This window comes from Amycolatopsis sp. NPDC088138, assembly GCF_044741685.1.
Classification (GTDB): Bacteria; Actinomycetota; Actinomycetes; order Mycobacteriales; family Pseudonocardiaceae; genus Amycolatopsis.
In genome coordinates this window covers 682,650-706,008 of sequence record NZ_JBIUTB010000002.1, presented here as the reverse complement: position 1 = coordinate 706,008, position 23,359 = coordinate 682,650, and the positions used below count along the sequence as shown (strand labels likewise).

The window sequence follows — 23,359 nt, the reverse complement described above, 5'->3', positions numbered from 1 at the left end:
CCAGATCGTTGAACGATCTGGCAATCAACCCCTAGACGATGTTGTGCTCCGCCGGTGCGCTACCGGCCGTCGCGAACCGGCGGACGTCCAGCTCGGCGATGTCCACCGACGTCGGCCGCCCCAGGTAGAGGTCCCGGATCAGCTCCCCGGTGGCCGGGCCCATCTGGAAGCCGTGGCCGGAGAAGCCGGTCGCGTAGAAGAACCGCGACAGGAGGACGCTTTCCCCGATGATCTGGTTGCGGTCCGGCGTCATCTCGTACAGCCCGGCCCACGCCGTGCGGATGCCGGCGTCCAGCACGGCCGGGATCCGCCGCCCGGCCAGCTCGGCCAGCCGCGGCAGCCACTCGCCCGCCTCGTAGTGCGTGCCGAAGCCCGGGAAGCCGTCGTCCTCGCAAAAGGACATCGCCAGGCCTGCACCTTCGCGGTGGAAGTAGAACGCCGACGGCATCTCGATGGTCAGCGGCACCGACTCCGGCAGCTCGGGCACCGGCCCGGTGAACACGACCTGCCGCCGGAACGGGCGCACCGGCAGGTCCAGCCCGGCCAGCTCGCCGACACGCCCCGACCATGCCCCCGCAGCGCACACCACCGCGCCCGTCCGGACGAAGCCCGCCGTCGTGCGCACGCCGGTCAGGACATAACCGTCCCGTTCGATCCCGGTGACCTCAACGCCGGTCCGGAGCTGCGCGCCGCGGGAGCGTGCAGCTCCGGCATACCCCTGGACGACCGCGTCCGGCGTCGCCTTCGCGTCGTCCGGCGACCAGAGCGCCGCGACGACGCCGTCCGGTTCGAGCAGCGGGAGGACGTCCCGCACCTCCACGGGATCGAGCAGGTAGCTCCGGACGCCGTGCGCGCGCTGCAGCTCCGCGCAATGTCCGATTGCGGGCACGTCCGCGGGGTCGGTGATCAGGTAGAGGTAGCCGTCGCGGCGGAAGTCGATCTCGGTGCCGAACCGCTCCCGGAAAGCGCTGTACTCCGCGAGCCCGCGCAGCCCCAGCTCGACGTTCACAGGCCTGGTGAACGACGACCGGATGCCGCCCGCGGCCTTCGCCGTCGAGCCCTCACCCAGGCCGTCGCGCTCCAGCAGCAGGACGTCGACTCCGGCCTCGGCCAACCGGAACGCGCAGCTCACCCCGATCACCCCGCCGCCGATCACCACGACTTCGGCCATCTGTGGCAGGGACGTTTCCCCGGCGCTGCGGACGGTCATACTCGCCAATGTAGAACGTGATCCACCGGTGGCAACCGAACGCGTAGAGTCGGCCCACCGGGGCAGCGACGCTCCGCGCGCGGAAGGTGGTACCCGATGCCGATGATGCCGGTGACCGACTCGATGTTCCTCCTGGTGGAGTCGCGCGAGCACCCGATGCACGTCGGCGGCCTGCAGCTGTTCAAGAAACCGGACGGCGCCGGCCCGGACTACCTCAGCGGTCTTCGCCGGAACCTGCTCGATTCGGACAACATGCGGCCGATCTTCCGCCGCCGCCCGGCACGTCCGGTGAACACGCTCGGGCACGTCGCCTGGTCGACCGACGCCGAGCTCGAGCTCGACTACCACTTCCGGCACTCCGCGCTGCCGCAGCCGGGTCGCATCCGCGAACTGCTGGAGCTCGCCGGCCGCTGGCACGGCACCCTGCTCGACCGGCACCGGCCGCTGTGGGAGATCCACCTCGTCGAAGGCCTGGCCGACGGCCGGTTCGCCGTCTACACAAAGGTCCACCACGCGCTGATGGACGGCGTCTCGGCGCTGCGCCACCTGCAGGGCACGCTGTCGGACGACCCGTCGGACATGGACTGCCCGCCCTGGTGGGGCACCCGGCGCAAACCGGGCGAAGGTCGCACCAGGAGCCCGCGGTCGCTGCTGGACACCGCCGGCAAGACGGTCAACCAGATCGCGAGCCTGGCGCCGGCCGCGGTGAAGGTGGCGCGGGAAGCGTTCAGCGAGCACACGGTGACCCTGCCCGGCCAGGCGCCGCGGACGATGTTCAACGTGCCGATCGGCGGCGCGCGCCGGTTCGCGGCGCAGTCGTGGTCGCTCGACCGCGTGCGGCAGGTGGCCAGCGCGGCCGGGGTGTCGCGCAACGACGTCGTGCTCGCGATGTGCTCGGGCGCGCTGCGGGACTACCTCATCGAGCAGCGCGCGCTGCCGGACGCGCCGATGATCGCGATGGTGCCGGTTTCGTTGCGCCGCAAGACCGATCCGGGTGAGGCAACGGGCAACAACATCGGCGCGCTGCTGTGCAACCTGGCCACCGACCTGCCGGACGCGGGCAAGCGGCTGGGCGCGATCCACCAGTCGATGCGCAACGGCAAGCGGCTGTTCTCGGAGCTGACGCCGTTGCAGACGCTGCTGCTGTCCGGGATCAACGTGGCGCAATTGGGCGTTTCGCCGATACCGGGCGTCGTGAACAACACGCGGCCGCCGTTCAACCTGGTGATCTCGAACGTGCCCGGCCCCCGCAAGCAGATGTACTGGAACGGCGCGCAGCTCGACGGCATCTACCCGGCGTCGGTGCTGCTCGACGGCCAGGCCGTGAACATCACGCTCACCAGCAACGGCGACAACCTCGACTTCGGCATCACCGGCTGCCGCCGCAGCGTCCCGCACCTGCAGCGCATCCTGACGCACCTCGACACCGCGCTGGTGGAGCTGGAAGCCGCCGTCAAGTAGGTCTGTCCGAAGTGGACTAGGCGACGCCCTCCGGCGCGGCGCCGGCGATCTGCACGGCGTCGGCGGTGATGCGGTCGATCTCGGCCAAGTCGTCCGACGTCAGCGTGATGTCGGCCGCGGCCAGACTCGCCTCGATGTGCTGCGGCCTACGCGCGCCGACGATGGCGGCGTGCACCCCGGGCCGCGCGAGCGTCCAGGCGATGGCGAGCTGGCTGACGCTGATGTCCCGGTGCGCGGCGAAGGCCTGGAGTTCGTCGACGATCTTCAGGTTGCGGCGCAGGTTGTCCCCCTGGAACGCGGATGAACGCGATCGCCAGTCGGTGCTTTCGAACGTGCTGTCCGGGGTGAACGCGCCGGTGAGCAGGCCGCTGCCGAGCGGGCTGTAGACGAACACGCCGATGTCGTGCGCGCGGGCGTAGGGCAGCGGGTCGGTCTCGATGCCGCGGCGAAAGAGGTGGTACGGCGGCTGCAGCGTCTCGACGGGACGCGTCCCGTCGAAGGCGGCCAGCTGCGCGGCGTTGTAGTTGGACACGCCGACGTGCCGGACCTTGCCGGCGTCGACGAACTCCTGCATCAGCCCGGCGACCTCGGCCGCCGGGGTGTCCGGATCGGGCCAGTGCACCTGGTAGACGTCGATGTGCTCGCGGCCGAGGTTGCGCAAGCTCTCGTCGAGGCCCTGGGTGAGCCACGCGCGCCGGGAGTCGCGCGGCCGTTCCGCCCGCGGGTTGATCCCGCCCTTGGTGGCGACGACGACGTCCTGGATCCCGTTCAGTGCCCGCCCGAGCAGCACCTCGGACCGCCCGCGGCCGTACGCCTGCGCGGTGTCGAAGAAGTTCACGCCGAGCGCGCGGGCGTGGTGGATCGCCGCGATCGCGGTGTCCTCATCGAAGGCGCCCCAGTCTCCGCCGAGCTGCCAGGTCCCGAAGGCGATCCTCGAGACTTCGAGGCCGCTGCGGCCCAAGATCGTCGTACGCATACGTCCAGCACAGCACAGACGTCCGACCACTGCACCGATCTTCCCGGCGAGCGAAACCCCCAAATAACTCTTTGACAGTCGCGGCGGCATCCCCGAGACTCGGACCATGTCCCTAGACGACCTCCGGGTGCTGGCCCACCCGTTGCGCATGCGGATCCTCTCGCTGCTGACGGGCACGGCGATGAGCGCGGCGGAGGCCGCCCGCGAGCTGGGCGAAACCCAGGCGAACATCAGCTACCACTTCCGCCGCCTGCACGACGCGGGCCTGCTGGAAGTCGCGGAGGAGGTCCGCATCCGCGGCGGCAAAGCCAAGCGCTACCGCCACGACCCGGACTCCGGCCGCCGCCTCACGTCCCGCGACCCCGTCGAGGAACAGATGCTGACGAGGGCGATAGCGAGCGAACTGCTCCGCCGAGCGGAGTCACGCGCCTCGGGCCGCCCGGCATCCCTGTCGGACGCGGAACTGTGGGTGGCCCCGGAGGTGTGGTCCGACCTCCTGGCCCGCGCAAAGGAACTGAGCCACGAACTCCACACCGCGGCCCAGGCCCCACGAACACCGGGAACGGTCCGGGTCAGCGTCAGCATGGCGCTCTTCGAGCTGAAACCGGGAGAAACCCCGTGACGACCGTCCGCACCCCGCCCCGAACGGCAGCCCCCACCCGTCCCGGGGGGCGACCCCGAACCCAGCTTATCGCTGCCTGCCTGCGAAATCGGGTGACGCGGGAATCTGTGGACAACTCCCTGCCTGTGGATGGCGAACTTGACTTCAGCCCCGAACCGGCCACCAGCGGAGGCGGCGCGATGAGCCTGCCACCCGCGGAACGCGGACGCCGTGCCGTGCTTACCAGCCCCGACCCCGCCCGCAGCAGAGAAGCCACGACGAGTCCGCCGGCGGAGGAGTCACGATGAGCCTGCCGTTGCTCGCTCCGCTGCGGGAGCACCGGTTCCGCGCCCTCGTCACCGGCCGGACCTTCGCCGACTTCGCCAACGCCGTCGCGCCCTTCGCGCTGGCCTTCGCCGTGGTCGACCTGACCGGATCGGCCGTCGACCTCGGGATCGTCGTCGGAGCACGTTCGATCGCCAACATCCTGCTGGTGTTGTTCGGCGGCATGCTCGCCGACCGGCTGCCGCGGTCGGTGATCCTGCAGGGCACCGAGACCGCCGCCGCGCTGACTCAGGCCACCATCGCCGCGAGTGTCCTCTGTGGATTCGCCTCGGTGCCGCTGCTGGTCGGCCTCAGCCTGGTCAACGGCGCCGTCTCGGCCATCTCGCTGCCCGCCGCCGCGTCCCTCACACCGTTGACCGTGCCCTCTACGCTCCTCACCCAGGCGAACGCGCTGGTCCGGCTCCTGTCGAACGTCGGCCGGATCGCCGGCGCCAGTCTCGCCGGGATCCTGGTCGCGGTCGTCGGCTCCGGCTGGGCGCTCGCCGGCAACGCGCTGCTGTTCGTCGCCGCCGCACTGTCCTACCACCGCATCCGCCTCCCGGGCGGAGACCGCATCCCCGGCAGCCGCCCGCTCGCCGAACTCGCCGAGGGCTGGCGCGAGTTCCGCGCCCGGTCCTGGGTGTGGCTGGTGGTGCTGCAGTTCATGCTCGTCAACGCGGTCAACTCGGGCGCGATCGTGGTGATCGGCCCACTGGTCGCCGACGACACGTTCGGCCGTACCGGCTGGGGTCTCGCCCTGGCGGTCCAGACCGCCGGTGCGCTGCTCGGTGGCGTCATCGCGGCTCATTGGCGGCCTCGGCGGATGCTGTTCCTCGGCGTTGCGCTGGTCATGGTCGACGCGCTCCCGATGATCGCGCTCGGCGTGACGCCGTACCTGGCGCCGCTGCTGCTCGCGATGTTCCTCGGCGGCATCGCGATCGAGCAGTTCTCCGTCGCGTGGGACGTGTCGCTGCAGGAGAACATCCCGCCGCACAAGCTGGCCCGCGTCTACTCCTACGACATGCTCGGCTCGTTCCTCGCCCTGCCGCTCGGCCAGATCAGCGCGGGCCCGCTGGCCGAGCACGCCGGCCGCGAGCCGACCCTGATCGGCGGCGCGGTGCTGATCGTCGTCACGACCGCGCTCGTGTTGTGCAGCCCACAGATCCGCGGCCTGGTCAGACGGACGCCGGTCGCACCAGGAGGAGGTTCACCAGACTCGCACTGAACACCACGGCGCCACCGTCGTCGACGAATTCGACCCGGGTGCGCAGCACGCCCCGGTCCGGTTTCGAGCGCGAAACCCGGGCCTCGGTCACGGTCGCGCGCAGCTGCAGCACCGCACCCGGCCGGACGGGACTCGGCCAGCGCAGCTCGTCCACCCCGGGGCTGCCCAGGCTGGCCACAGTGGACAGGTAGTGCGCCGCGTAGAGCTGCATCATCAGGCTCGCCGTGTGCCAGCCGCTCGCGATCAGCCCGCCGAACGGGCCGTCGGCCGCGGCGGCCGGGTCGACGTGGAAGCTCTGCGGGTCGTACCGCCGGGCGAACTCGAGGATCTCGGCCTCGGTCACCTCGACGCTCCCGCAGTCGTAGGTCGCGCCGGGAACGTAGTCCGCGAAGTAGCGGTCGCCGATCGGCGTGGCGAACTCGGTCGTCATGGCCGCAGAGTGCCACAAGAACACTTCGATCCGGAGCGAACGGTCCCCGGCTAGGGTCGGCAGCATGCCCGGCGAACCCGACATCGCCTCGGTCGCCCAGGCGATCGGCGAACCGGCGCGGGCCGCGATGCTCCTGCAGCTGATGGACGGTGACGCGCACTCCGCCCGCGCCTTGGCAGCGGTGGCGGGGATCGCCCCGTCCACCGCGAGCTCGCACCTGCGCCGGCTCCGCGACGCCGGCCTCGTGCAGGCCACGGAAGCAGGCCGGCAACGGCTGCACCGGCTCGCAGGTCCGGAGGTCGCGCAGCTCGTCGAAGCGCTGACCGCCCTCGCCCCGCCACGGTTGCCGGAGCGACTCCAGCCCGATCCGCCGTCCGGGCCGTTGCTGCGGGCCCGGGCCTGCTACGGCCACGTGGGCGGACAGCTCGGCGTCGACGTCGCGGCCCGGCTCCGCGAGGACGGCGTCGTCGACGACCTCGCCCCGGGCGAATCGGGCACGGTCCGCACCTTCGACCACCCGCTGCTGAAGGCCCTCTGCATCTCCGCGCTGCCGGACGCGCGGCCCGGCGTGCGGGCGTGCCTCGACTGGTCGCACGGCACCATCCACCTCGCCGGCGCCCTGGGAGCCGCACTGTTCACGGCCTTCCTCGACGACGGCTGGGTGCGCCGCCGCCCAGGCGGGCGGGCGCTGCGGATCACCGGGCCGGGACGCCGCAGGTTCGCCGAGCTGAGGATCGGCTGACGCTTTGGCGCTTGCGCTACCGCCCCGCGCGGGGCTCCGGGGTCAGGTCGCGGTGCCCCTCCAGGCGCCACCAGCTTTCGAGCGTTTCGCGCAGGGCCTTCAGCAGCTCGCCACCCGTCTCCAACGGGACCAGCGCGGCCGGGCCGTCGTCGACTCTCAAGGCCGCGGCCAGCCGGTCACCCTGCTCGATCAGGCCGACGACCACCCTGGTCGGTTCCCCGGCGACGTCGACGGTCGGAATGGCACGTTCGTACCGCCAGCCTTGAGCGTTCACCCGGCCGACAGTGGCACAGCTTTCCCTGTCGCGGCCGGGGTTTCACCCTTACGTGGTCAGGCGGGCGCCCAGGGCCGCACTTCCTCCAGCAGCTTAGCCACGGCCAGCACGAGATCGTCCGAATGCCGCGGCCCGACGATCTGCAGGCCGACCGGCAGCCCCGCCGACGTCTTCCCGGCCGGCACGCTGATCGCGGGCTGCTGGGTCATGTTGAACGGGTAGGTGAACGGCGTCCACTCCGGCCATTCGCTCAGCCCGCTCCCCGGCGGCACGTTGTGCCCCGCCTCGAACGCGGGGATCGGGACGGTCGGCGTGATCAGCACGTCGTGGCGCGTGTGGAACTCGCCCATCAGGATGCCCAGCGCGGCGCGCTCGGCGGTCGCGTCGAGGTAGTCGCTCGCCGACCACGTCTTGCCCAGCTCCCAGACCTTGCGCAGGCCCGGGTCGGTCCGGTCCTCGGAACCCGGCGGGAAGCTGTCGAGCAGCTTCGCCGCACCGGACGACCACAGCACGTCGAAAGCCGGCTTCGGGTCGGCGAACCCGGGATCGGTCTCTTCGATGTGCAGTCCCGCGTCACCGAGCGCGCGCACCGCCGCCGCGACGATCGCGGCCACCTCCGGGTCGACGTCGACGTACCCGAGCGTCGGGGAGAACGCGGCGATCAGGCCGCGCACGTCCCGGCGGACCGCCTCGCGGAACGACGCCACCGGCGGCGCCAGCGCGGCCGGGTCGCGGTGGTCGGGGATCGACAGGACGTCCATCAGCAGCGCCGTGTCGTCCACCGACCGCGCCATCGGGCCGGCGTGCGACAGCGGGCCGAACGGGCTCGCCGGGTAGAGCGGGATGCGGCCGTGGGTCGGCTTGAGCCCGACGATCCCGCAGAACGACGCCGGGATCCGCACCGAGCCACCACCGTCGGTGCCGACGGACAGCTCGCCCATCCCCGCAGCCACCGCCGCCGCGCTGCCGCCGCTCGAACCACCGGACGTCTTCGACGGGTCGACCGGGTTGCGCGTGATGCCCTGCAGCGGGCTGTCGGTGACGCCCTTCCAGGCGATCTCCGGCGTGGTCGTCTTGCCCAGCAGGACGAGGCCGGCCTCGCGCATCCGCGCCGCGACCGGGCTGTCGACGTCCCACGGCTGGTTCGGGTCGATACTCTTCGAACCCCGGACGGTCGGCCAGCCCTGGGTCAGGAACATGTCCTTGATCGAGGACGGCACCCCGTCGAGCAGGCCGATCGGGTTGCCGTCACGCCAGCGGATCTCGGACGCCTTGGCCTGTTCCAGCGCCCCGTCGGCGTCGACGAGGGTGTAGGCGTTGCACTCGCCGTCCCTCTCCTCGATGGCCTGCAGCGCGTTCTGCGTCGCCTCGATCGGTGAGAGCTCACCGGTCGCGTAGGCGGCGACGAGCTCGCTGGCGGTCAGCATCCTGTCGTTCATCCGGCTCCCTGGTTCCCCGACGGCACGTAGCCGAGCGTCTTGTCGACGACATTGCGCAGCGGCTCCCCAGCGCGCCAGCGGCGGAAGTTCTCGGTGAACACCTCGACCAGCGTGTTCCGCCAGCCGATGAAGTCCCCGGACATGTGCGGCGAGACCAGCACGTCCGGCATGCTCCACAGCGGGCTTTCGGGCGGCAGCGGCTCGGTGTCGAACACGTCGAGCGCAGCTCCGGCGATGGCGCCGTCGGCCAGCGCCGCGACCAGGTCGGACGTCACCACCAGCTCACCCCGCCCGACGTTCACGAACCGGGCCGACGGCTTCATCGCGGCGAACGCGCGCGCGTCGAACATGCCCTTGGTGTTCTCGGTCAGCGGCGCTACGGCGACGACGTAGTCGGCCTCAGGCAGGTACTCCGCGAGCTGCGCGGAGTCGTGCACGACGCCGAAGTCGGAGTCACCGGTGCGGGCGCGGCGCCCGGCGCCGCTCACGCGCATCCCGGCCGCGCGCAGCAGCCGGGCGATGGCCCGCCCGATCGGCCCGGTGCCGACGACCACCGCCGTGCGCCCGGCGATCCGCTCGCTCTCGCGATGCTGCCAGCGGCCCTCGCGCTGCAGGTCGTGCGAGCGCGCGAAGTCCTTGGCGAACGCGAGCACGACACCCAGCACGTACTCCGCGATGGCGTCGTCGAAGACTCCTCGCGAGTTGGTCAGGACCACGTCGCTCTCCACGAGTCCCGGGAACAGCACCGGGTCGACGCCGGCGCTGGCGATGTGCAGCCAGCGCAGCCGGTCGGCCGCGTACCAGGCGGACGGCACGGCGGTGGAGAGGAAGTCGTAGACGAAGAGCGCGTCAGCTCCGGACAGCGCTTCGGGCAGCCCCGCAGCATCCGTGTAACGCACGACCGCCCCGGATTCGACAGCACGCATGTCCGGTGGACGGTGCTCGCCGCAGAGCACGGCCAGGACGGGAGTTTCCCGGTTTTCCGAGGCGATCACGTTGACACGGTAAAAGCGGCTCGTATGATTGTCAACAATCCGAGGAACGACCCCCGGAGCACCGGACGTGTCATCAAGTGCAGACGTATTCCGGAGGCTGAGCCTTGGATTTCGACTTCCTGGCGTTCGAAGGCCCGCTGGCGCAACGCGGCATCGGGGTGATCGCCCCCTTCGACCTCGCCCTCGAACGCGAGCTCTGGCGGTGGGTGCCGATGGAGGTGTCGCTGCACCTCGCCCGCACGCCGTACGAGCCCGTGCCGGTCAGCATGGAGATGGCGCGCCTCGTCAGCGACAGCCACCACCTGGCCAGCGCCACCCGCGACGTGCTGCACGTCGAGCCGGAGGTCGTCGCCTACCTCTGCACGTCGGGCAGCTTCGTCAACGGCGTCGACTACGAGCGCTCGCTGACCAAGGCGATCTGCGACGCCGGCGCGCCGGACGCCGTCACCACCTCGGGCGCACTGGCCGAGGTGCTTCACCAGCTCGACCTGCACCGCGTCTCGGTGCTCACGCCGTACGACGCCGACCTGACCCGGGCGTTGCACGATTTCCTCGGCGAGCTGAACGTCGAGACCGTCGCGAGCGACCACCTCGGGCTGGGCGGCGGGATCTGGAAGGTCAGCTACCGGACCATCGCCGAGCGCATCCTCGCCGCCGACCACGGTGAGGCCGAAGCGATCTTCGTCAGCTGCACCAACCTCCCCACCTACGACCTGATCGAGCCCCTGGAGACCGCCCTCGGCAAACCGGTGCTCACGGCCAACCAGCTGACCATGTGGGCGTGCCTTCGCCGCATGAACCTCCCCATCGTCGGACCCGGGAAGTGGCTTCGTGACGTGTCGTGAAGGGTTTCCTTGACCATCCCTCTAGGGTTGTCGACAATTTGCGTCCCTCCGGAGGTTCCGTGACCACCATCGGCTTCATCTACCCCGACCACGCGGCCGAAGACGACTACCCGCTCGCCGAGCAGCTGCTCGGCGGGATGGCCGCCGACGAAGGCGACATCCGCCTCGCGGTCGAGCACATCTACGGCACCGACAAGCACGCGGTCGCCGAACTGCTGGACCTCGGCAGCGAGAGCCGCCTCGCCGAGGGCGCCTCGCTGCTCAAGAAGCACGAGCCCGACGCGGTCATCTGGGCCTGCACCAGCGGCAGCTTCGTCTACGGCTGGGACGGCGCCCAGGACCAGGTCGACCGGCTGAGAGCCGTCGCCGGCGTGCCGGCTTCGAGCACCTCCTTCGGATTCGTGCACGCCGCGCGCGCCCTCGACGTCAAGCGGGTCGCCGTCGCCGCGAGCTACCCGGACGACATCGCCCGGCTGTTCGCCGACTTCCTCAAGGCCGGCGGCATCGAGGTCGTCTCGATGGCCAGCGCCGACATCGTCACCGCAGCCGAGGTCGGTGCGATGACCTCGGAGGCCGTCGTCCGGCTCGCCGTGAGCAACGACCACCCGGACGCCGACGCCGTGCTGGTGCCGGACACCGCGATGCGGACGCTCCAGGAGATCAACATCGTCGAAGCCGCGTTGAAGAAGCCCGTGCTGACCGCCAACCAGGTCACTGTCTGGGAGGGCCTGCGCCTGACCGGGCGGCACCGCCTCGTCCGCTCGCTCGGCGCACTGTTCCGGCATCTGCCGGACGGGGGCGCCTGACATGGCTCTGCCACCGGGCATGCTGCCCGAGATCGAACCGGTCAGCCGCGAGTCGACGGCCGCGGTCATCGCGCGCCAGCTGCGCGACGCGATCATGACCGGCGCCCTGCCGCCGGGCACCCAGCTCGGTGAGACCGAGCTGGCCGCCCGGTTCCAGGTGTCACGGGGGCCGCTCCGGGAAGCCATGCAGCATCTGGTTTCCGAGGGACTGCTGCGCAGCGAACGGCACCGCGGGCTGTTCGTGATCGACCTCGAGCCCGGCGACGTCTACGACATCTACGCAGCTCGCTCGGCGATCGAACGCGCCGCGATGCTGCGCGCCATCCGCGGCGGGGAACGCGACCGGATCGCCGACGTGCTCGAGCGGACCGTCGTCGAGATGGCGGCCGCCGCGAGCGACGACGACCCGAGCGCGCTTTCGACGGCGGACCTGAAGTTCCACGAGGCCCTCATCAACGCCTCCGGCAGCAAACGCCTCGTCCGCATGGCCCGGACCCTGCTCATCGAGACCCGGATGTGCCTGACCGCGCTGCAGGGCACCTACCAGCGGGTCGAGGAACGCGTGGACGAGCACACGAAACTCATCCACGCTCTCCGAGAGGGCGACGAGGAGACGGCGCTGGCCCTCCTGGACGCCCACATGGAGGACGCGGTGCAGCGTCTCGCGCCGGGCACCAGCCTCGTGGACGGCCACGCGCCACCGGTGCCCTGACGCCCGGCCGAGCACACACGCCGCCCGTCCGAGCACACGGCTTCCCTTCGCGCGCGCCGTCGACGCCCGTGATCGGAGCGCCGACGCGCGTGACCGCAGAGTCGGCACACGTGATCGACGAACCGAGACGCGTGATCGCGGGGGCGGCACGCGTTCCCCGCCGGGCGGCTCGGGTGCCCGGAAGGACGACACGCGTACCTGTACGGACGGCACGGGGATCGGGAAGCAGCCGACCGGCACCGCGCACCGGCAGTCAGCGGACATGGCGCACCCCCAGGACCGGCTGGCCGCCGTGGCCGTCGCGGAAGTCGGGTGACCACGGCCAGCGGCCCTGGTCGTCCGCGTGGACCAGTTGCAGCGCACGGACTTCCGGCCCGTACAACGCGACCGCGAACACGAGGTGCGCCGACGGCTCCGCGAGCGGGACGACCTCGATCAGCGGGCCGCCGCGCAACGGGATGCGTTCACCCGGTTCGGGTGGTGCCGCGTGCAGGGAATGGCTCGCCACGTCGTTGAGCAGGTTTGCCGCCGCCCGCAACGGAAGCCCGGTGGCGACCAGCTCGGGCAGGCCGTACCCGCTGAGCCCGATCGTGTAGGCCCATGGCGGGTACGGCCCGGCGCCTTCCACGCCCTGTACGAGCCAGCCCCGGTCGGCCACGCCTTCCCGGAGCCGTGCCAGGTACCCGGATCTGTCCGGGTCTTCGCACTGCTGACACATCGGTGTTTCCTCCCCCTCGGTGGACTTGTGACCACCGTGCCGGGGAGCACCGACAAAAACTCAGCCCAGCGCTTCGGCCACTGCCGTGCCGAGCCGTTCTGTGGTATCGCTGCCGCCGAGGTCCGGCGTGCGCACCCGGCCCTCGTCGAGCACCCGGTCCACCGCGGCGCGGATCGCTTGCGCGGCAACGGTTTCGCCCAGGTGTTCGACCAGCATCGCGGCCGCCAGGATCTGCGCCACGGGGTTGGCGATGCCCTGGCCGGCGATGTCCGGAGCGCTCCCGTGAACCGCTTCGAACATCGACGGAGATTCACCCGATGGGTTGATGTTGCCGGACGGTGCCATGCCGAGGCCGCCGGTGATCGCGGCCGCGAGGTCGCTCAGGATGTCGCCGAAGAGGTTCGACCCGACGATGACGTCGAGCCGGTCCGGCGCCTGGACCATGCGCGCCGCCAAGGCATCCACGTGCATCTGTTCACTGTGGACGTCCGGGTACTCGGCCGCGACCTCGGCGAAGATCTCGTCCCAGAACGGCATCGAGTGGATGAGCCCGTTCGACTTCGTCGCCGAGCAGACGCGAGAAGACCGCGTCCGCGCTAGTTCGAAGGCGTAGCGGATGATCCGTTCGACGCCGACGCGGGTGAAAACCGATTCCTGCAGCACGAACTCGTCCGGCCGCCCGGCGTTGTGCCGCCCGCCGATCGCGGAGTACTCCCCTTCGGAGTTCTCCCGGACGATCACCAGCTCCAGCTCCTCGGCCTTGCGCCCGGCCAGCACCGAAGTCGTACCCGGCAGCAGCCGCACCGGGCGCAGGTTGACGTACTGGGAGAACGCGCGCCGCAGCGGGATCAGCAGGCCCCACAGGGAAACGTGGTCCGGGACGCCGGGGAAGCCGACCGCGCCGAGCAGGATCCCGTCGAACGCCGAGAGCTGCGCGACGCCGTCGTCCGGCATCATCGACCCGAGCTGGGCGTAGCGCTCGCAGCTCCAGTCGAACTCGGTCCACTCCAAGGAGAAACCGAACTTCGCCGACGCCGCGTCGAGGACCTTGCGAGCCTCGATCGTGACGTCGACGCCGATGCCGTCGCCGGGGATGCTCGCGATGCGGTAGGAGGTCACAGGGCCACCGCGATGTACTTGGTCTCGAGGAACTCGTCGATGCCGAACGAGCCGCCCTCGCGGCCGAGCCCGGACTCCTTGATCCCGCCGAACGGCGCGGCCGGGTTCGACACGATGCCCTGGTTCAGGCCGATCATGCCGGCTTCGAGCGCTTCGGAGACGCGCAGCGCGCGCTTGAGGTCGCTGGTGTAGACGTAGGAGACCAGGCCGAACTCGGTGTCGTTGGCCTTCGCCACCGCTTCCTCCTCGGTGTCGAACGCCGTGATCGGCGCGACCGGGCCGAAGATCTCCTCGTGCGTCAGGCGCGCTTCCTGCGGGACGTCGGAAAGCACCGTGGCCTGGTAGAAGTGGCCAGGGCCGTCGACACCGGCACCTCCGGTGAGCACCTTCGCGCCGCGGTCGGTGGCGTCCTTGACCAGCTCGGTCACCTTGGTGACGGCGGCCTCGTCGATCAGCGGGCCGACGACGACGTCCTTCTCGGTGCCGCGGCCCATCGGCAGGGCCTGCATCCGCTCGGTCAGCCGCCGCGAGAACTCGTCGACGACGCCGCGCTGCACGTAGAACCGGTTCGCCGCGGTGCACGCCTCGCCGATGTTGCGCATCTTCGCGAGCATCGCGCCTTCGATGGCGGCGTCCATGTCGGCGTCCTCGAAGACCAGGAACGGCGCGTTTCCGCCCAGCTCCATCGACGTCCGCAGCACCTTGTCGGCGCACTGTTCGAGGAGCTTGCGGCCGACGCCGGTGGAGCCGGTGAAGGACAGCTTGCGGGCGCGGCCGTCGCGGATCAGAGGTTCCATCACGCCGCCGGAGTCACTGGTCGTGACCACGTTGAGCACGCCTTCCGGCAGCCCGGCCTCGGCGAGGATGCCGGCCAGCGCGAGCATCGACAGCGGGGTCTGCGCGGCCGGCTTGATCACCGACGTGCAGCCCGCGGCGATCGCCGGGCCGATCTTGCGGGTGCCCATCGCCATCGGGAAGTTCCACGGCGTGATCAGGATCGTCGGGCCGACCGGCTGCTTGGTGATGAGGAAGCGGCCCGAGCCGTTGGGCGCGGTCGCGTAACCGCCCTCGATCCGGACGGCCTCCTCGGCGAACCAGCGGAAGAACTCGGCGGCGTAGGCGATCTCACCCTTCGACTCGGCCAGCGGCTTGCCCATCTCGAGCGTCATGAGCAGTGCGAGCTCGTCCTGGCGCGCCATCAGCAGCTCGTACGCCCGGCGCAGGATCTCGCCGCGTTCGCGGGGCGCCATCTTCGCGAAATCCGCCTGCGCGGCGACCGCGGAGTCCAGGGCGGCGACGCCGTCCGCCGGGGAGGCGTCGGCGACCTGGCACAGCTCCTTGCCGGTCGCCGGGTCCAGGACCGGGAAGGTCTTCCCGGCTTCGGCGGTGACCCACTTGCCACCGATGAACAGTTCCTTGCCGACCGCGTCGACGACGCCGGACTCGGTGCTCGCGCTCATCCCGACTGCTCCTCACGTGTTGTCCCGAGGGCCATGCTATGGATATTGTCAACAATCGACAACCCGCTCAACCGACCAAGGAGCACGCTGCCATGGCCCAGCTATCTCCGCTGCTCAAGCAGGCAACGCCCGTCGTGGTCGACCACGGTGAAGGGGTTTACCTCTACGACGTCGACGGCAAACGCCACCTCGACTTCACCGCCGGCATCGGCGTCACGAGCACCGGGCACTGTCACCCGCACGTCGTGCGAGCGGCGCAGGAGCAGATCGGCAAGCTCGTCCACGGGCAGTACACGACGGTGATGCACCAGCCGCTGCTCGAACTCACGAAGCGCCTCGGCGACGTCCTGCCGAGCGGCCTCGACTCGCTGTTCTTCGCGAACTCCGGGAGCGAGGCCGTCGAGGCCGCGCTGCGGCTCGCGCGGCAGGCGGCGAAGCGCCCGAACGTCATCGTCTTCCAGGGCGGCTTCCACGGCCGGACCGTCGCGGCGGCGTCGATGACGACGTCCGGGACGCGGTTCAGCGCCGGCATCGGCCCGCTGATGTCCGGCGTGCACGTGGCGCCGTTCCCGTACGCCTACCACTACGGCTGGGACGAGCAGACCGCGACGAAGTTCGCGCTGCGCGAGCTGGACTACCTGTTCCAGACCGTCAGCGCGCCGAACGAAACCGCCGCGATGTTCGTCGAGCCGGTGCTCGGCGAAGGCGGCTACGTCCCGGCGAACACCGAGTTCATGGCCGGGCTGCGCGAGCGCGCCGACCGGCACGGGATCCTGCTGGTCGTCGACGAGATCCAAACCGGCTTCGGCCGCACCGGGAAGTTCTGGGGACACGACCACTTCGACGTCTCCCCTGACATCGTGCTCATCGCGAAGGGCCTGGCGAGCGGCTTTCCGCTGTCCGGCATCGCCGCTTCGCAGGAGCTGATGGCGAAGGCACTCCCGGGCTCGCAGGGCGGGACGTACGGCGGCAACGCCGTTTCGTGCGCCGCCGCGATCGCGACGCTCGAGGTGATCCAGCAGGAGAACCTCGTCGAGAACGCCGCGGAGCGCGGGCAGCAGCTGCTCGACGGCGCGCGGCTGATCGCGGACAAGACGCCGGCGATCGGCGAGGTGCGCGGGCTCGGGCTGCTGGTCGGCTCGGAGTTCACGACGGCCGACGGCGAGCCGGACCCGGCGACCGCCGCGGCCGCGCAGCAGACGGCCGCCAAGAACGGCCTGCTGCTGCTCACGTGCGGGCCGTACATGAACGTGGTCCGGATGGTGCCGCCGCTGGTGGTCACCGCCGAGCAGGTCGACGACGCACTGCGCATCTGGGGCGAGGTCGTCGCGTCCGTCACGGGGAGCTGAGGATGGCCCGGTACGTCACGATCACCCTCGACAAGCGCGGGATCTCCTGCCGGGCCCGGCTGCTCGACGACGAGGCGCCGCGCACCTGCAAAGCGGTGTGGGACGCGCTGCCGCAGAGCGGTTCCGCCTACCACGCGAAGTACGCGCGCAACGAGGTCTACACGCTCGTGCCGCCGTTCGCGGAGCCGAAACCGGGGCGGGAGAATCCGACGATCACGCCGATCCCCGGGGACGTCGTGTACTTCGGCTTCGCAGCGTGGGAGATCGGCAACCCCGCATACGGCTACGACGACGGCAGCGAGGCGCACAGCGACCAGGGCGCGACCGACCTCGCGATCTTCTACGGGCGGAACAACCTGCTGATCAACGGCGACGCGGGCTGGGTGCCCGGCAACGTGTTCGCCACGATCGAGGAGGGCCTGGCCGACATGGCCGCCGCCGCGCAGGACCTCTGGCTACGGGGTGTCGAGGGCGAGACGCTCTCGTTCGCGCGAGCCTGAAACCCTTACCCGCCAAGGGGACGCCGGGTGCGATTACCGCACCCGGCGTTCCCTTTTTCATGCCTGCCGCCACCCGAAAGGGTGATCGTCAGACTTTCACCTTTCGTGGCCGGCGATCACTAGATCGAGCTACGCGACTGCCCAGGATGCCGGATCAAGGTCGGAATTACCGACAGTGATGATCACCCCCGCAGCTACCCAGAGTGGCTGACCGCCAACCAGGGCACCCCGGCGTCAAACACGAAGGGATTACGTGTTTAGCATGGGAAGATTCCACGGCAGGGAGATCTCCCGAAATAGGCTCTTTGACAGGTCGCCAGCACGATGAAAACCTGATTCAGCTCCTCGCGAGAGCAACTCCAGGGAATCAGGAAACATTCATTAAGGAGCCTTTCCATGCAGATGTTCGCCCAGCACGCGCACCACGCCCACGACATCCTCACGGGCGTTCTCGCGCACCTGGCGCACGTCCTCGGCTGGCTGGTCTGACCTAGGTGAGACAGACGGCCCGGCCGCGGGAAACCACGGCCGGGCCGTTTCACGCGTCTTCGGACAACTGCGCGAAATCGTCGTCGGAAAGCGTCAGATCCGCAGCCGCGCAGTTCTCTTCCAGGTGCGCGAGCGACGACGTGCCGGGAATCGGGATGACCGCCGGCGAAAGGCGCAGCAGCCAGGCGAGGGACACCTGAGCGGGTGTCGCGCCGAGATCGGCCGCGACCTTTCCGAGCACGCCGCCGGCCGTCGCGTGACCGCCGTTCGCGATCGGCAGCCACGGGATGAACGCGATCCCTTCGCGCTCGCAGTGGTCGAGGACGTCGTCGGACGCCCGGTCGGTCAGGTTGTAGCGGTTCTGCACACTCGCGATGGGCGCGACGGCACGAGCTTCTTCGAGCTGCGCAACGCTGACCTCGGACAACCCGATCCGCGCGACCTTGCCCTCCTCCCGCAATCGGACAAGCGCGCCGACCTGCTCCGCGAGCGGCACCTGCGGGTCGAGCCGGTGCAGCTGCAGCAGGTCGAGACGGTCGACGCGCAGGCGTCGCAGCGAGAGCTCCGCCTGCTGCCGGAGGTACTCGGGCCGGCCGAGCGGGACCCACTCGCCGCGGCTCGGGCGCGCATGCCCGCACTTTGTCGCCACGAGCAGCTCCGGATACGGGTGGAGCGCCTCGGCGAGCAGCTCCTCGTTCAGCCCCAGGTCGTAGGCGTCGGCGGTGTCGAAGAAGGTGACGCCGAGCTCGGCGGCCCGGCGCGCGACGGCCGCAGCTCCGGGCGGAACGTGGTCCCACTCCGTCAGCCGCATGGCGCCGAACCCGAGGCGGCGCACGGTAAAGCCGTCTTCGAAGGTGTACGTCGATGTCATGCCGGAAGCCTCGCCCCGGCCGCCGTCACCCACCAGAGATTTAGTCTGAGCTAAATCTCTGAGCCCACAAAATGTGAAACATCTTCATGGCGGCGTACTGGCGGTACGTACTACGCTGCGGTCACCACAGCAACGGCGCGGAGGAGAGACTCTCGATGGGCGACGTGGCGGCACGGCTGGCCGAGATCGTCGGGGACAAGAACCTGCTCACGGGCGAGGCGATCTCCGAGGACTACGCGCACGACGAAGCGCTGACCGCGGAGCCGCAGATGCCCGCGTACGTCGCGAAGCCGGCTTCGGCCGACGAAGTCGCGGAGCTGCTGAAGGCCGCTTCGGAGCACAACGTCCCGGTGACGGCGCGAGGTTCCGGCAGCGGGCTGTCCGGCGCCGCGCGGCCGCGTGAAGACGGGCTCGTCATCTCCTTCGAGCGCATGAACGCCGTGCTCGAGGTCGACACCGGCAACCAGGTCGCCGTCGTGCAGCCTGGGGTGACGCTCGCCGAGCTCGACGTCAAGACGGCCGAAGCCGGGCTCAGTTACACCGTCTACCCCGGCGAGCTGAGCGCGAGCGTCGGCGGGAACGTCGGCACCAACGCCGGTGGGATGCGCGCGGTGAAGTACGGCGTAACCCGCAACAACGTCCTGGGCCTGCAGGCCGTGCTGCCGACCGGGGAGATCATCCGGACCGGCGGCAAGACGTCGAAGATCTCCACCGGCTACGACCTCACCCAGCTGATCATCGGCTCCGAGGGCACCCTCGCACTGGCCACCGAGGTCATCGTCAAGCTGCACCCGCGCCTGACCCACGGCGCCACCGTGCTCGCGCCGTTCGGCACGTTCGACCAGGTCATGGCCGCCGTGCCGGCGATCGCCTCCAGCGGGCTGGCGCCGCACATCCTCGAGTACATCGACAACATGACGATGGCCGCCATCGTCTACAACGAGAAGCTCGAGCTCGGCGTGCCGGACAAGATCCGCGAGACCTGCGACGCGTACCTCGTGGTGGCGCTGGAAAACCGCGAGAGCGGACGTCTCGACGAGGACGTCGAGACCGTCGGCGAACTGCTCGGCGAACTCGGCGCGACCGACGTCTACGTCCTCGACGGCGGCGCCGCGCGCAAGCTCATCGAAGCCCGCGAGAAGGCCTTCTGGACCGCGAAGGCGGTCGGCGCCGACGACGTGATCGACGTCGTCGTGCCGCGGACCGCCATGCCGCAGTTCATCACCAAGGCGCGGGAGCTCGCGATGGCCGCGGGCGGCGGCGCGCTCGGCTGCGGTCACGCCGGCGACGGCAACGTCCACCTCGGGATCTTCTGCAAAGACGCGGACACGCGGAAGCAACTGCTCACCGATATCTTCGCGTACGCCATGGAGCTGGGCGGCGCGATCTCCGGCGAGCACGGCCTCGGCCGCACCAAGGCGGGCTACTACCGAGAACTCGAAGACCCGGCGAAGATCGAGCTGATGCGCCGGATCAAGCAGAGCTTCGACCCCGCCGGGATCCTCAACCCCGGCGTTCTCTTCACCGAAGGAACCGCATGAGCGAGCTGAACGGCGCCCAGTCCCTGATCCGCACCCTGGTCGACGCCGACGTCGAAGTGTGCTTCGCCAACCCCGGCACGTCGGAGATGCACTTCGTCGCCGCACTGGACACCGTCCCGGAGATGCGGGGCGTGCTGGCGCTGTTCGAAGGCGTCGTCACCGGAGCTGCCGACGGTTACGCGCGCATCGCCGGCAAGCCCGCCGCGACGCTGCTGCACCTCGGCCCCGGCTTGGGCAACGGCCTGGCGAACCTGCACAACGCGCGCCGCGCGAACACGCCGATCGTCAACGTCGTCGGCGACCACGCGACCTATCACAAGCAGTACGACGCGCCGCTCGAGTCGGACATCGAGTCGATCGCGAGCTCGCTCGAAGGCTGGGTGCGCCGCTCGGAGCACACCAAGGACGTCGGCGCGGACGCCGCCGCCGCGGTCGCCGCCGCGCAGGACGCTCCCGGCCGCGTCGCGACGCTGATTCTCCCCGCGGACGCTTCGTGGGGTGAAGGCGGCGAGACGTGCGCGCCGATCCCGCCGCGCGTGCCGCAGGCCGTCGACACGACCACCGTCAAGGACGTCGCCGCGGTGTTCGGCACCGGCGAACCGGTAGCGCTCCTGATCGGCGGCGGCGCGTGCCGCGAAGAAGGTCTGCGCGCGGCCAGCCGGATCGCGGCCGCGACCGGCGCGAAGGCGTTCGTCGAGACCTTCCCGTCCCGGCTCGAGCGCGGCGAGGGACTGCCGACGATCGAGCGGCTCGGTTACCTCGCCGAGCAGGTGACCTACCAGCTCGACGGGATCAAGCACATCGTCATCGCGGGCACGAAGGCGCCGGTGTCGTTCTTCGCCTACCCGGGCAAGCCGAGCGACCTGGTGCCCGAAGGTGCCCAGGTGCACACGCTTGCGTCAATCGGACAGGACGTCACGCGCGCGCTGAACGAGGTCGCCGACCTCGTCGCCGCGGACACCGAGCCGGTGCTGCAGCAGGCGTCCCGGCCAGCACTGCCGAGCGGCCCGCTGACCCCGCAGAACTGGGTCGACGTCATCGGCGCGACCCTGCCGGACAACGCGATCATCGCCGACGAGGCCAACACGTCCGGCCTGATGCTGCCGGCGGCGACGGCGGGCGCGCCGCGCCACGACGTCCTGACGCTGACCGGCGGCGCGATCGGCTACGGCATGCCGGTGGCGACCGGTGCGGCCGTGGCAGCACCGGACCGTCCCGTCCTGAACCTGCAGTCCGACGGCAGCGCGCTGTACACGATCTCCGCGCTGTGGACGCAGGCGCGCGAAAACCTGAACGTCACGACGGTGCTGCTCAACAACCGCGCGTACGCGATCCTGCGCCTGGAGCTGCAGCGCGTCGGGGCGCAGGGCGGGCCGAAGGCGAACGAGCTGCTCGACCTCTCGCGCCCGGACATGGACTTCGTGAAGATCGCGGAGGGCATGGGCGTGCCCGCGACCCGCGCGACGACCGCCGAGGAACTCGCCGAACAGCTGCAGCGCGCGTTCGCCGAACCCGGGCCGCACCTTATCGATGCCGTGGTGCCGCCGTTGCTCTGAATCCGGCTATTCTCGCCGTCACATCGACGGCGAGGAGCGGCCATGACCGACCAGCACGCGCAGCGCGGCATCGACTTCGACCAGCCGAACGCGGCGCGCGTGTACGACTACCTGATCGGCGGCAAGCTCAACTACGCCATCGACCGGATGTTCGCGGACAAGATCCTCGCGGTGCGGCCGGAGTCCAAGGACCTGGCCCTGATGAACCGGAAGTGGCTGCGGCGCGCCGTCCGGTTCGGCGCCGAGCAAGGGATCCGGCAGTTCCTGGACATCGGCTCGGGGATGCCGACCGTCGGGCACGTCCACGAGGTCGTCCAGGCGATCGACCCGAAGTCGCGGGTGGTCTACGTCGACAACGAGCCGGTCGCCGTCGCGCACAGCGAGATCGTGCTGCAGGACGTCGAGAACGCGGTGATGGTGCAGGCGGACGCCGAGTTCCCGGAGCGCGTCCTCGAGCACGACACCACGGAGATGATGCTGGACTTCGACCAGCCGGTGATGCTGATCATGGCCGCGTTCGTGCACTTCATCCCGGACGACCGCGACCCCGCCGGCCTGGTCGCCGCCTACCGGGACGCGCTGGCGCCCGGGAGTTACCTGGCCATGTCGTCGGGCACGTTCGAAGGACAGGGCGAAGAGGTGCGCCGCGCGGCCGAGCTGTACCAGAAGAACGGCACGAACGTGGTCGCGCGGTCCCGCGACGAGCTGCGTGCGCTGCTGGGCGGCTTCGAGCTCGTCGAGCCGGGCATCGTGTTCACGCCGCAGTGGCGCCCGGACGACCCCGACGAGGTCGGCGAGCACCCGGAGCTGGCCAGCCAGCTGGCACTGGTCGCGCGCAAGGCCTGACCGGGTGTCCGGCTATTCTCGCGTCACACCTGAGCCCGGGAGCGGCGGATGACCGAAGACGAACTCGCTAGGCGCGGCATCGACCTCGACAAGCCGAACGCGGCGCGCGTGTACGACTACATCCTCGGCGGCGAACTGAACTACGCCGTCGACCGGATGTTCGCCGAGCAGGTGCTGACGGCGCAGCCGAACGCGCGGGAGCGGGCGCAGCTCAACCGGCAGTGGCTGCGCCGCGCCATCCGGTTCGGGATGGACCAGGGCATCCGGCAGTTCCTCGACATCGGCTCGGGCATGCCGACCGTGGGGCACGTGCACGAGGTGGCGCAGGCCGCCGACCCGACGTCCAGGGTCGTCTACGTGGACAACGAGCCGGTCGCCGTGGCGCACAGCGAGATCGTGCTGGAGGACAACGAGAACGCGGCGATGGTGTTCGCCGACGCCGAGTTCCCGGACGACGTCCTCGAGCACGACACCACCGAGATGATGCTGGACCTGGACCAACCGGTGATGGTGGTGATGGCGCTGTTCGTGCACTTCATCCCGGACGAGCGCGACCCGGCCCGGCTGCTGGGGGCCTACCGCGACGCGCTCGCGCCCGGCAGTTACCTGGCGCTGTCGTCCGCCACGCACGAGCGGCAGAGCGACGAGACGGCGCGCGCCGTGGCGATGTACAAGAAGAGCTCCAACCCGGTCGTCCCGCGCTCGGCGGACGAGCTCCGCGCGCTGGTCGACGGCTTCGAGATCGTCGACCCCGGGATCGTGTTCATCCCGGAGTGGCGCCCGGACTCGCCCGAGGACGTGCCGGCAGACCCGTCGGAGTGCGGCGGGCTGGCCCTGGTGGCGCGCAAGAACTGACGGCGTCCGGCTCCT

23 protein-coding genes are annotated in these 23,359 nt (G+C 70.4%); 13 read left to right on the top strand and 10 right to left on the bottom strand.

The annotated features are described in order from the left end of the window. Positions 1 to 31: 31 nt before the first annotated feature. Positions 32 to 1,210, bottom strand: coding sequence for an NAD(P)/FAD-dependent oxidoreductase (locus tag ACIOD2_RS10785; protein ID WP_400536571.1), 1,179 nt, complete (start codon positions 1,208 to 1,210; stop codon positions 32 to 34). A gap of 96 nt (positions 1,211 to 1,306) precedes the next feature. On the opposite strand from ACIOD2_RS10785, the gene ACIOD2_RS10780 reads away from it, so the two are divergent. Further along, entirely contained in the window at positions 1,307 to 2,671 is a 1,365-nt protein-coding gene (locus ACIOD2_RS10780) for a wax ester/triacylglycerol synthase family O-acyltransferase (RefSeq protein WP_400536570.1), read from the top strand. A 16-nt stretch (positions 2,672 to 2,687) separates the two neighbouring features. On the opposite strand, the gene ACIOD2_RS10775 is transcribed toward ACIOD2_RS10780, so the two are convergent. Beyond that, on the bottom strand, positions 2,688 to 3,647 hold the full coding sequence (locus ACIOD2_RS10775) for an aldo/keto reductase (protein ID WP_400536569.1): 960 nt from the start codon (positions 3,645 to 3,647) through the stop codon (positions 2,688 to 2,690). Between the two features lie 106 nt (positions 3,648 to 3,753). Here ACIOD2_RS10775 and ACIOD2_RS10770 point away from each other — a divergent pair, with 106 nt between their 5' ends. Continuing rightward, entirely contained in the window at positions 3,754 to 4,269 is a 516-nt protein-coding gene (locus ACIOD2_RS10770; RefSeq protein WP_400536568.1) for an ArsR/SmtB family transcription factor, read from the top strand. 283 nt (positions 4,270 to 4,552) lie between these two features. Further along, complete coding sequence (locus tag ACIOD2_RS10765) at positions 4,553 to 5,797, top strand: MFS transporter (protein ID WP_400536567.1); 1,245 nt, start codon at positions 4,553 to 4,555, stop codon at positions 5,795 to 5,797. Here ACIOD2_RS10765 and ACIOD2_RS10760 read toward each other — a convergent pair. Then, positions 5,748 to 6,227: a MaoC family dehydratase gene (locus ACIOD2_RS10760; RefSeq protein ID WP_400536566.1), complete on the bottom strand. Its 480-nt coding sequence runs from the start codon at positions 6,225 to 6,227 to the stop codon at positions 5,748 to 5,750. The two genes, ACIOD2_RS10765 and ACIOD2_RS10760, sit on opposite strands and share 50 nt — an antisense overlap. 64 nt (positions 6,228 to 6,291) lie before the next feature. Between ACIOD2_RS10760 and ACIOD2_RS10755 the strand changes: the two genes are divergently transcribed. Then, positions 6,292 to 6,969 carry an ArsR/SmtB family transcription factor gene (locus ACIOD2_RS10755; protein WP_400536565.1) on the top strand — a complete coding sequence of 226 codons (678 nt, stop codon included), beginning with the start codon at positions 6,292 to 6,294 and terminating at the stop codon, positions 6,967 to 6,969. A gap of 16 nt (positions 6,970 to 6,985) precedes the next feature. Here ACIOD2_RS10755 and ACIOD2_RS10750 read toward each other — a convergent pair whose 3' ends face one another. From ACIOD2_RS10750 to ACIOD2_RS10740, 3 genes are read right to left on the bottom strand one after another with little or no spacing between them, the layout of a single operon-like run. After that, entirely contained in the window at positions 6,986 to 7,243 is a 258-nt protein-coding gene (locus tag ACIOD2_RS10750) for a hypothetical protein (RefSeq protein ID WP_323323055.1), read from the bottom strand. Between the two features lie 56 nt (positions 7,244 to 7,299). Beyond that, on the bottom strand, positions 7,300 to 8,682 hold the full coding sequence (locus tag ACIOD2_RS10745; RefSeq protein WP_400536564.1) for an amidase: 1,383 nt from the start codon (positions 8,680 to 8,682) through the stop codon (positions 7,300 to 7,302). Beyond that, positions 8,679 to 9,677: a D-2-hydroxyacid dehydrogenase gene (locus ACIOD2_RS10740; RefSeq protein ID WP_400536563.1), complete on the bottom strand. Its 999-nt coding sequence runs from the start codon at positions 9,675 to 9,677 to the stop codon at positions 8,679 to 8,681. The genes ACIOD2_RS10745 and ACIOD2_RS10740 overlap by 4 nt, the downstream gene beginning before the upstream one ends. Positions 9,678 to 9,781: 104 nt before the next feature. Here ACIOD2_RS10740 and ACIOD2_RS10735 point away from each other — a divergent pair, with 104 nt between their 5' ends. From ACIOD2_RS10735 to ACIOD2_RS10725, 3 genes are read left to right on the top strand one after another with little or no spacing between them, the layout of a single operon-like run. Beyond that, the gene (locus ACIOD2_RS10735; RefSeq protein ID WP_328618462.1) at positions 9,782 to 10,522 is read left to right on the top strand and encodes an Asp/Glu/hydantoin racemase; all 741 of its coding nucleotides are present in this window, start codon (positions 9,782 to 9,784) and stop codon (positions 10,520 to 10,522) included. 59 nt (positions 10,523 to 10,581) lie between these two features. After that, positions 10,582 to 11,328 carry a maleate cis-trans isomerase gene (locus ACIOD2_RS10730; RefSeq protein ID WP_400536562.1) on the top strand — a complete coding sequence of 249 codons (747 nt, stop codon included), beginning with the start codon at positions 10,582 to 10,584 and terminating at the stop codon, positions 11,326 to 11,328. 1 nt (position 11,329) lies between these two features. Next, positions 11,330 to 12,040, top strand: coding sequence for a GntR family transcriptional regulator (locus ACIOD2_RS10725; RefSeq protein ID WP_400536561.1), 711 nt, complete (start codon positions 11,330 to 11,332; stop codon positions 12,038 to 12,040). A 253-nt stretch (positions 12,041 to 12,293) separates the two neighbouring features. On the opposite strand, the gene ACIOD2_RS10720 is transcribed toward ACIOD2_RS10725, so the two are convergent. Genes ACIOD2_RS10720 through ACIOD2_RS10710 form a run of 3 tightly spaced genes read right to left on the bottom strand, consistent with a single transcriptional unit; the run spans position 12,294 to position 15,337 of the window. Further along, on the bottom strand, positions 12,294 to 12,758 hold the full coding sequence (locus tag ACIOD2_RS10720) for a DUF4262 domain-containing protein (protein ID WP_400536560.1): 465 nt from the start codon (positions 12,756 to 12,758) through the stop codon (positions 12,294 to 12,296). A 60-nt stretch (positions 12,759 to 12,818) separates the two neighbouring features. Next, on the bottom strand, positions 12,819 to 13,877 hold the full coding sequence (locus tag ACIOD2_RS10715) for a tartrate dehydrogenase (protein ID WP_400536559.1): 1,059 nt from the start codon (positions 13,875 to 13,877) through the stop codon (positions 12,819 to 12,821). Next, on the bottom strand, positions 13,874 to 15,337 hold the full coding sequence (locus ACIOD2_RS10710) for an NAD-dependent succinate-semialdehyde dehydrogenase (RefSeq protein WP_400536558.1): 1,464 nt from the start codon (positions 15,335 to 15,337) through the stop codon (positions 13,874 to 13,876). The genes ACIOD2_RS10715 and ACIOD2_RS10710 overlap by 4 nt, the downstream gene beginning before the upstream one ends. A gap of 92 nt (positions 15,338 to 15,429) precedes the next feature. Between ACIOD2_RS10710 and ACIOD2_RS10705 the strand changes: the two genes are divergently transcribed. Continuing rightward, positions 15,430 to 16,686 (top strand): aspartate aminotransferase family protein, encoded by a 1,257-nt coding sequence (locus ACIOD2_RS10705; RefSeq protein ID WP_400536557.1) that lies wholly within the window; start codon positions 15,430 to 15,432, stop codon positions 16,684 to 16,686. Between the two features lie 2 nt (positions 16,687 to 16,688). After that, a complete protein-coding gene (locus ACIOD2_RS10700) occupies positions 16,689 to 17,186 on the top strand; it encodes a DUF3830 family protein (RefSeq protein ID WP_400536556.1) in 498 nt (165 codons plus the stop codon). Between the two features lie 538 nt (positions 17,187 to 17,724). On the opposite strand, the gene ACIOD2_RS10695 is transcribed toward ACIOD2_RS10700, so the two are convergent. Next, the gene (locus ACIOD2_RS10695; RefSeq protein WP_400536555.1) at positions 17,725 to 18,546 is read right to left on the bottom strand and encodes an aldo/keto reductase; all 822 of its coding nucleotides are present in this window, start codon (positions 18,544 to 18,546) and stop codon (positions 17,725 to 17,727) included. A 155-nt stretch (positions 18,547 to 18,701) separates the two neighbouring features. Here ACIOD2_RS10695 and ACIOD2_RS10690 point away from each other — a divergent pair, with 155 nt between their 5' ends. Genes ACIOD2_RS10690 through ACIOD2_RS10675 form a run of 4 tightly spaced genes read left to right on the top strand, consistent with a single transcriptional unit; the run spans position 18,702 to position 23,344 of the window. Further along, entirely contained in the window at positions 18,702 to 20,087 is a 1,386-nt protein-coding gene (locus tag ACIOD2_RS10690; RefSeq protein ID WP_400536554.1) for an FAD-binding oxidoreductase, read from the top strand. Beyond that, positions 20,084 to 21,643: an acetolactate synthase large subunit gene (locus ACIOD2_RS10685; RefSeq protein ID WP_400536553.1), complete on the top strand. Its 1,560-nt coding sequence runs from the start codon at positions 20,084 to 20,086 to the stop codon at positions 21,641 to 21,643. The genes ACIOD2_RS10690 and ACIOD2_RS10685 overlap by 4 nt, the downstream gene beginning before the upstream one ends. A gap of 42 nt (positions 21,644 to 21,685) precedes the next feature. Continuing rightward, positions 21,686 to 22,489, top strand: a complete 804-nt coding sequence (locus tag ACIOD2_RS10680; RefSeq protein WP_400536552.1) for an SAM-dependent methyltransferase — start codon at positions 21,686 to 21,688, stop codon at positions 22,487 to 22,489. Between the two features lie 48 nt (positions 22,490 to 22,537). Further along, positions 22,538 to 23,344 (top strand): SAM-dependent methyltransferase, encoded by an 807-nt coding sequence (locus ACIOD2_RS10675; RefSeq protein WP_400536551.1) that lies wholly within the window; start codon positions 22,538 to 22,540, stop codon positions 23,342 to 23,344. Positions 23,345 to 23,359: the final 15 nt, after the last annotated feature.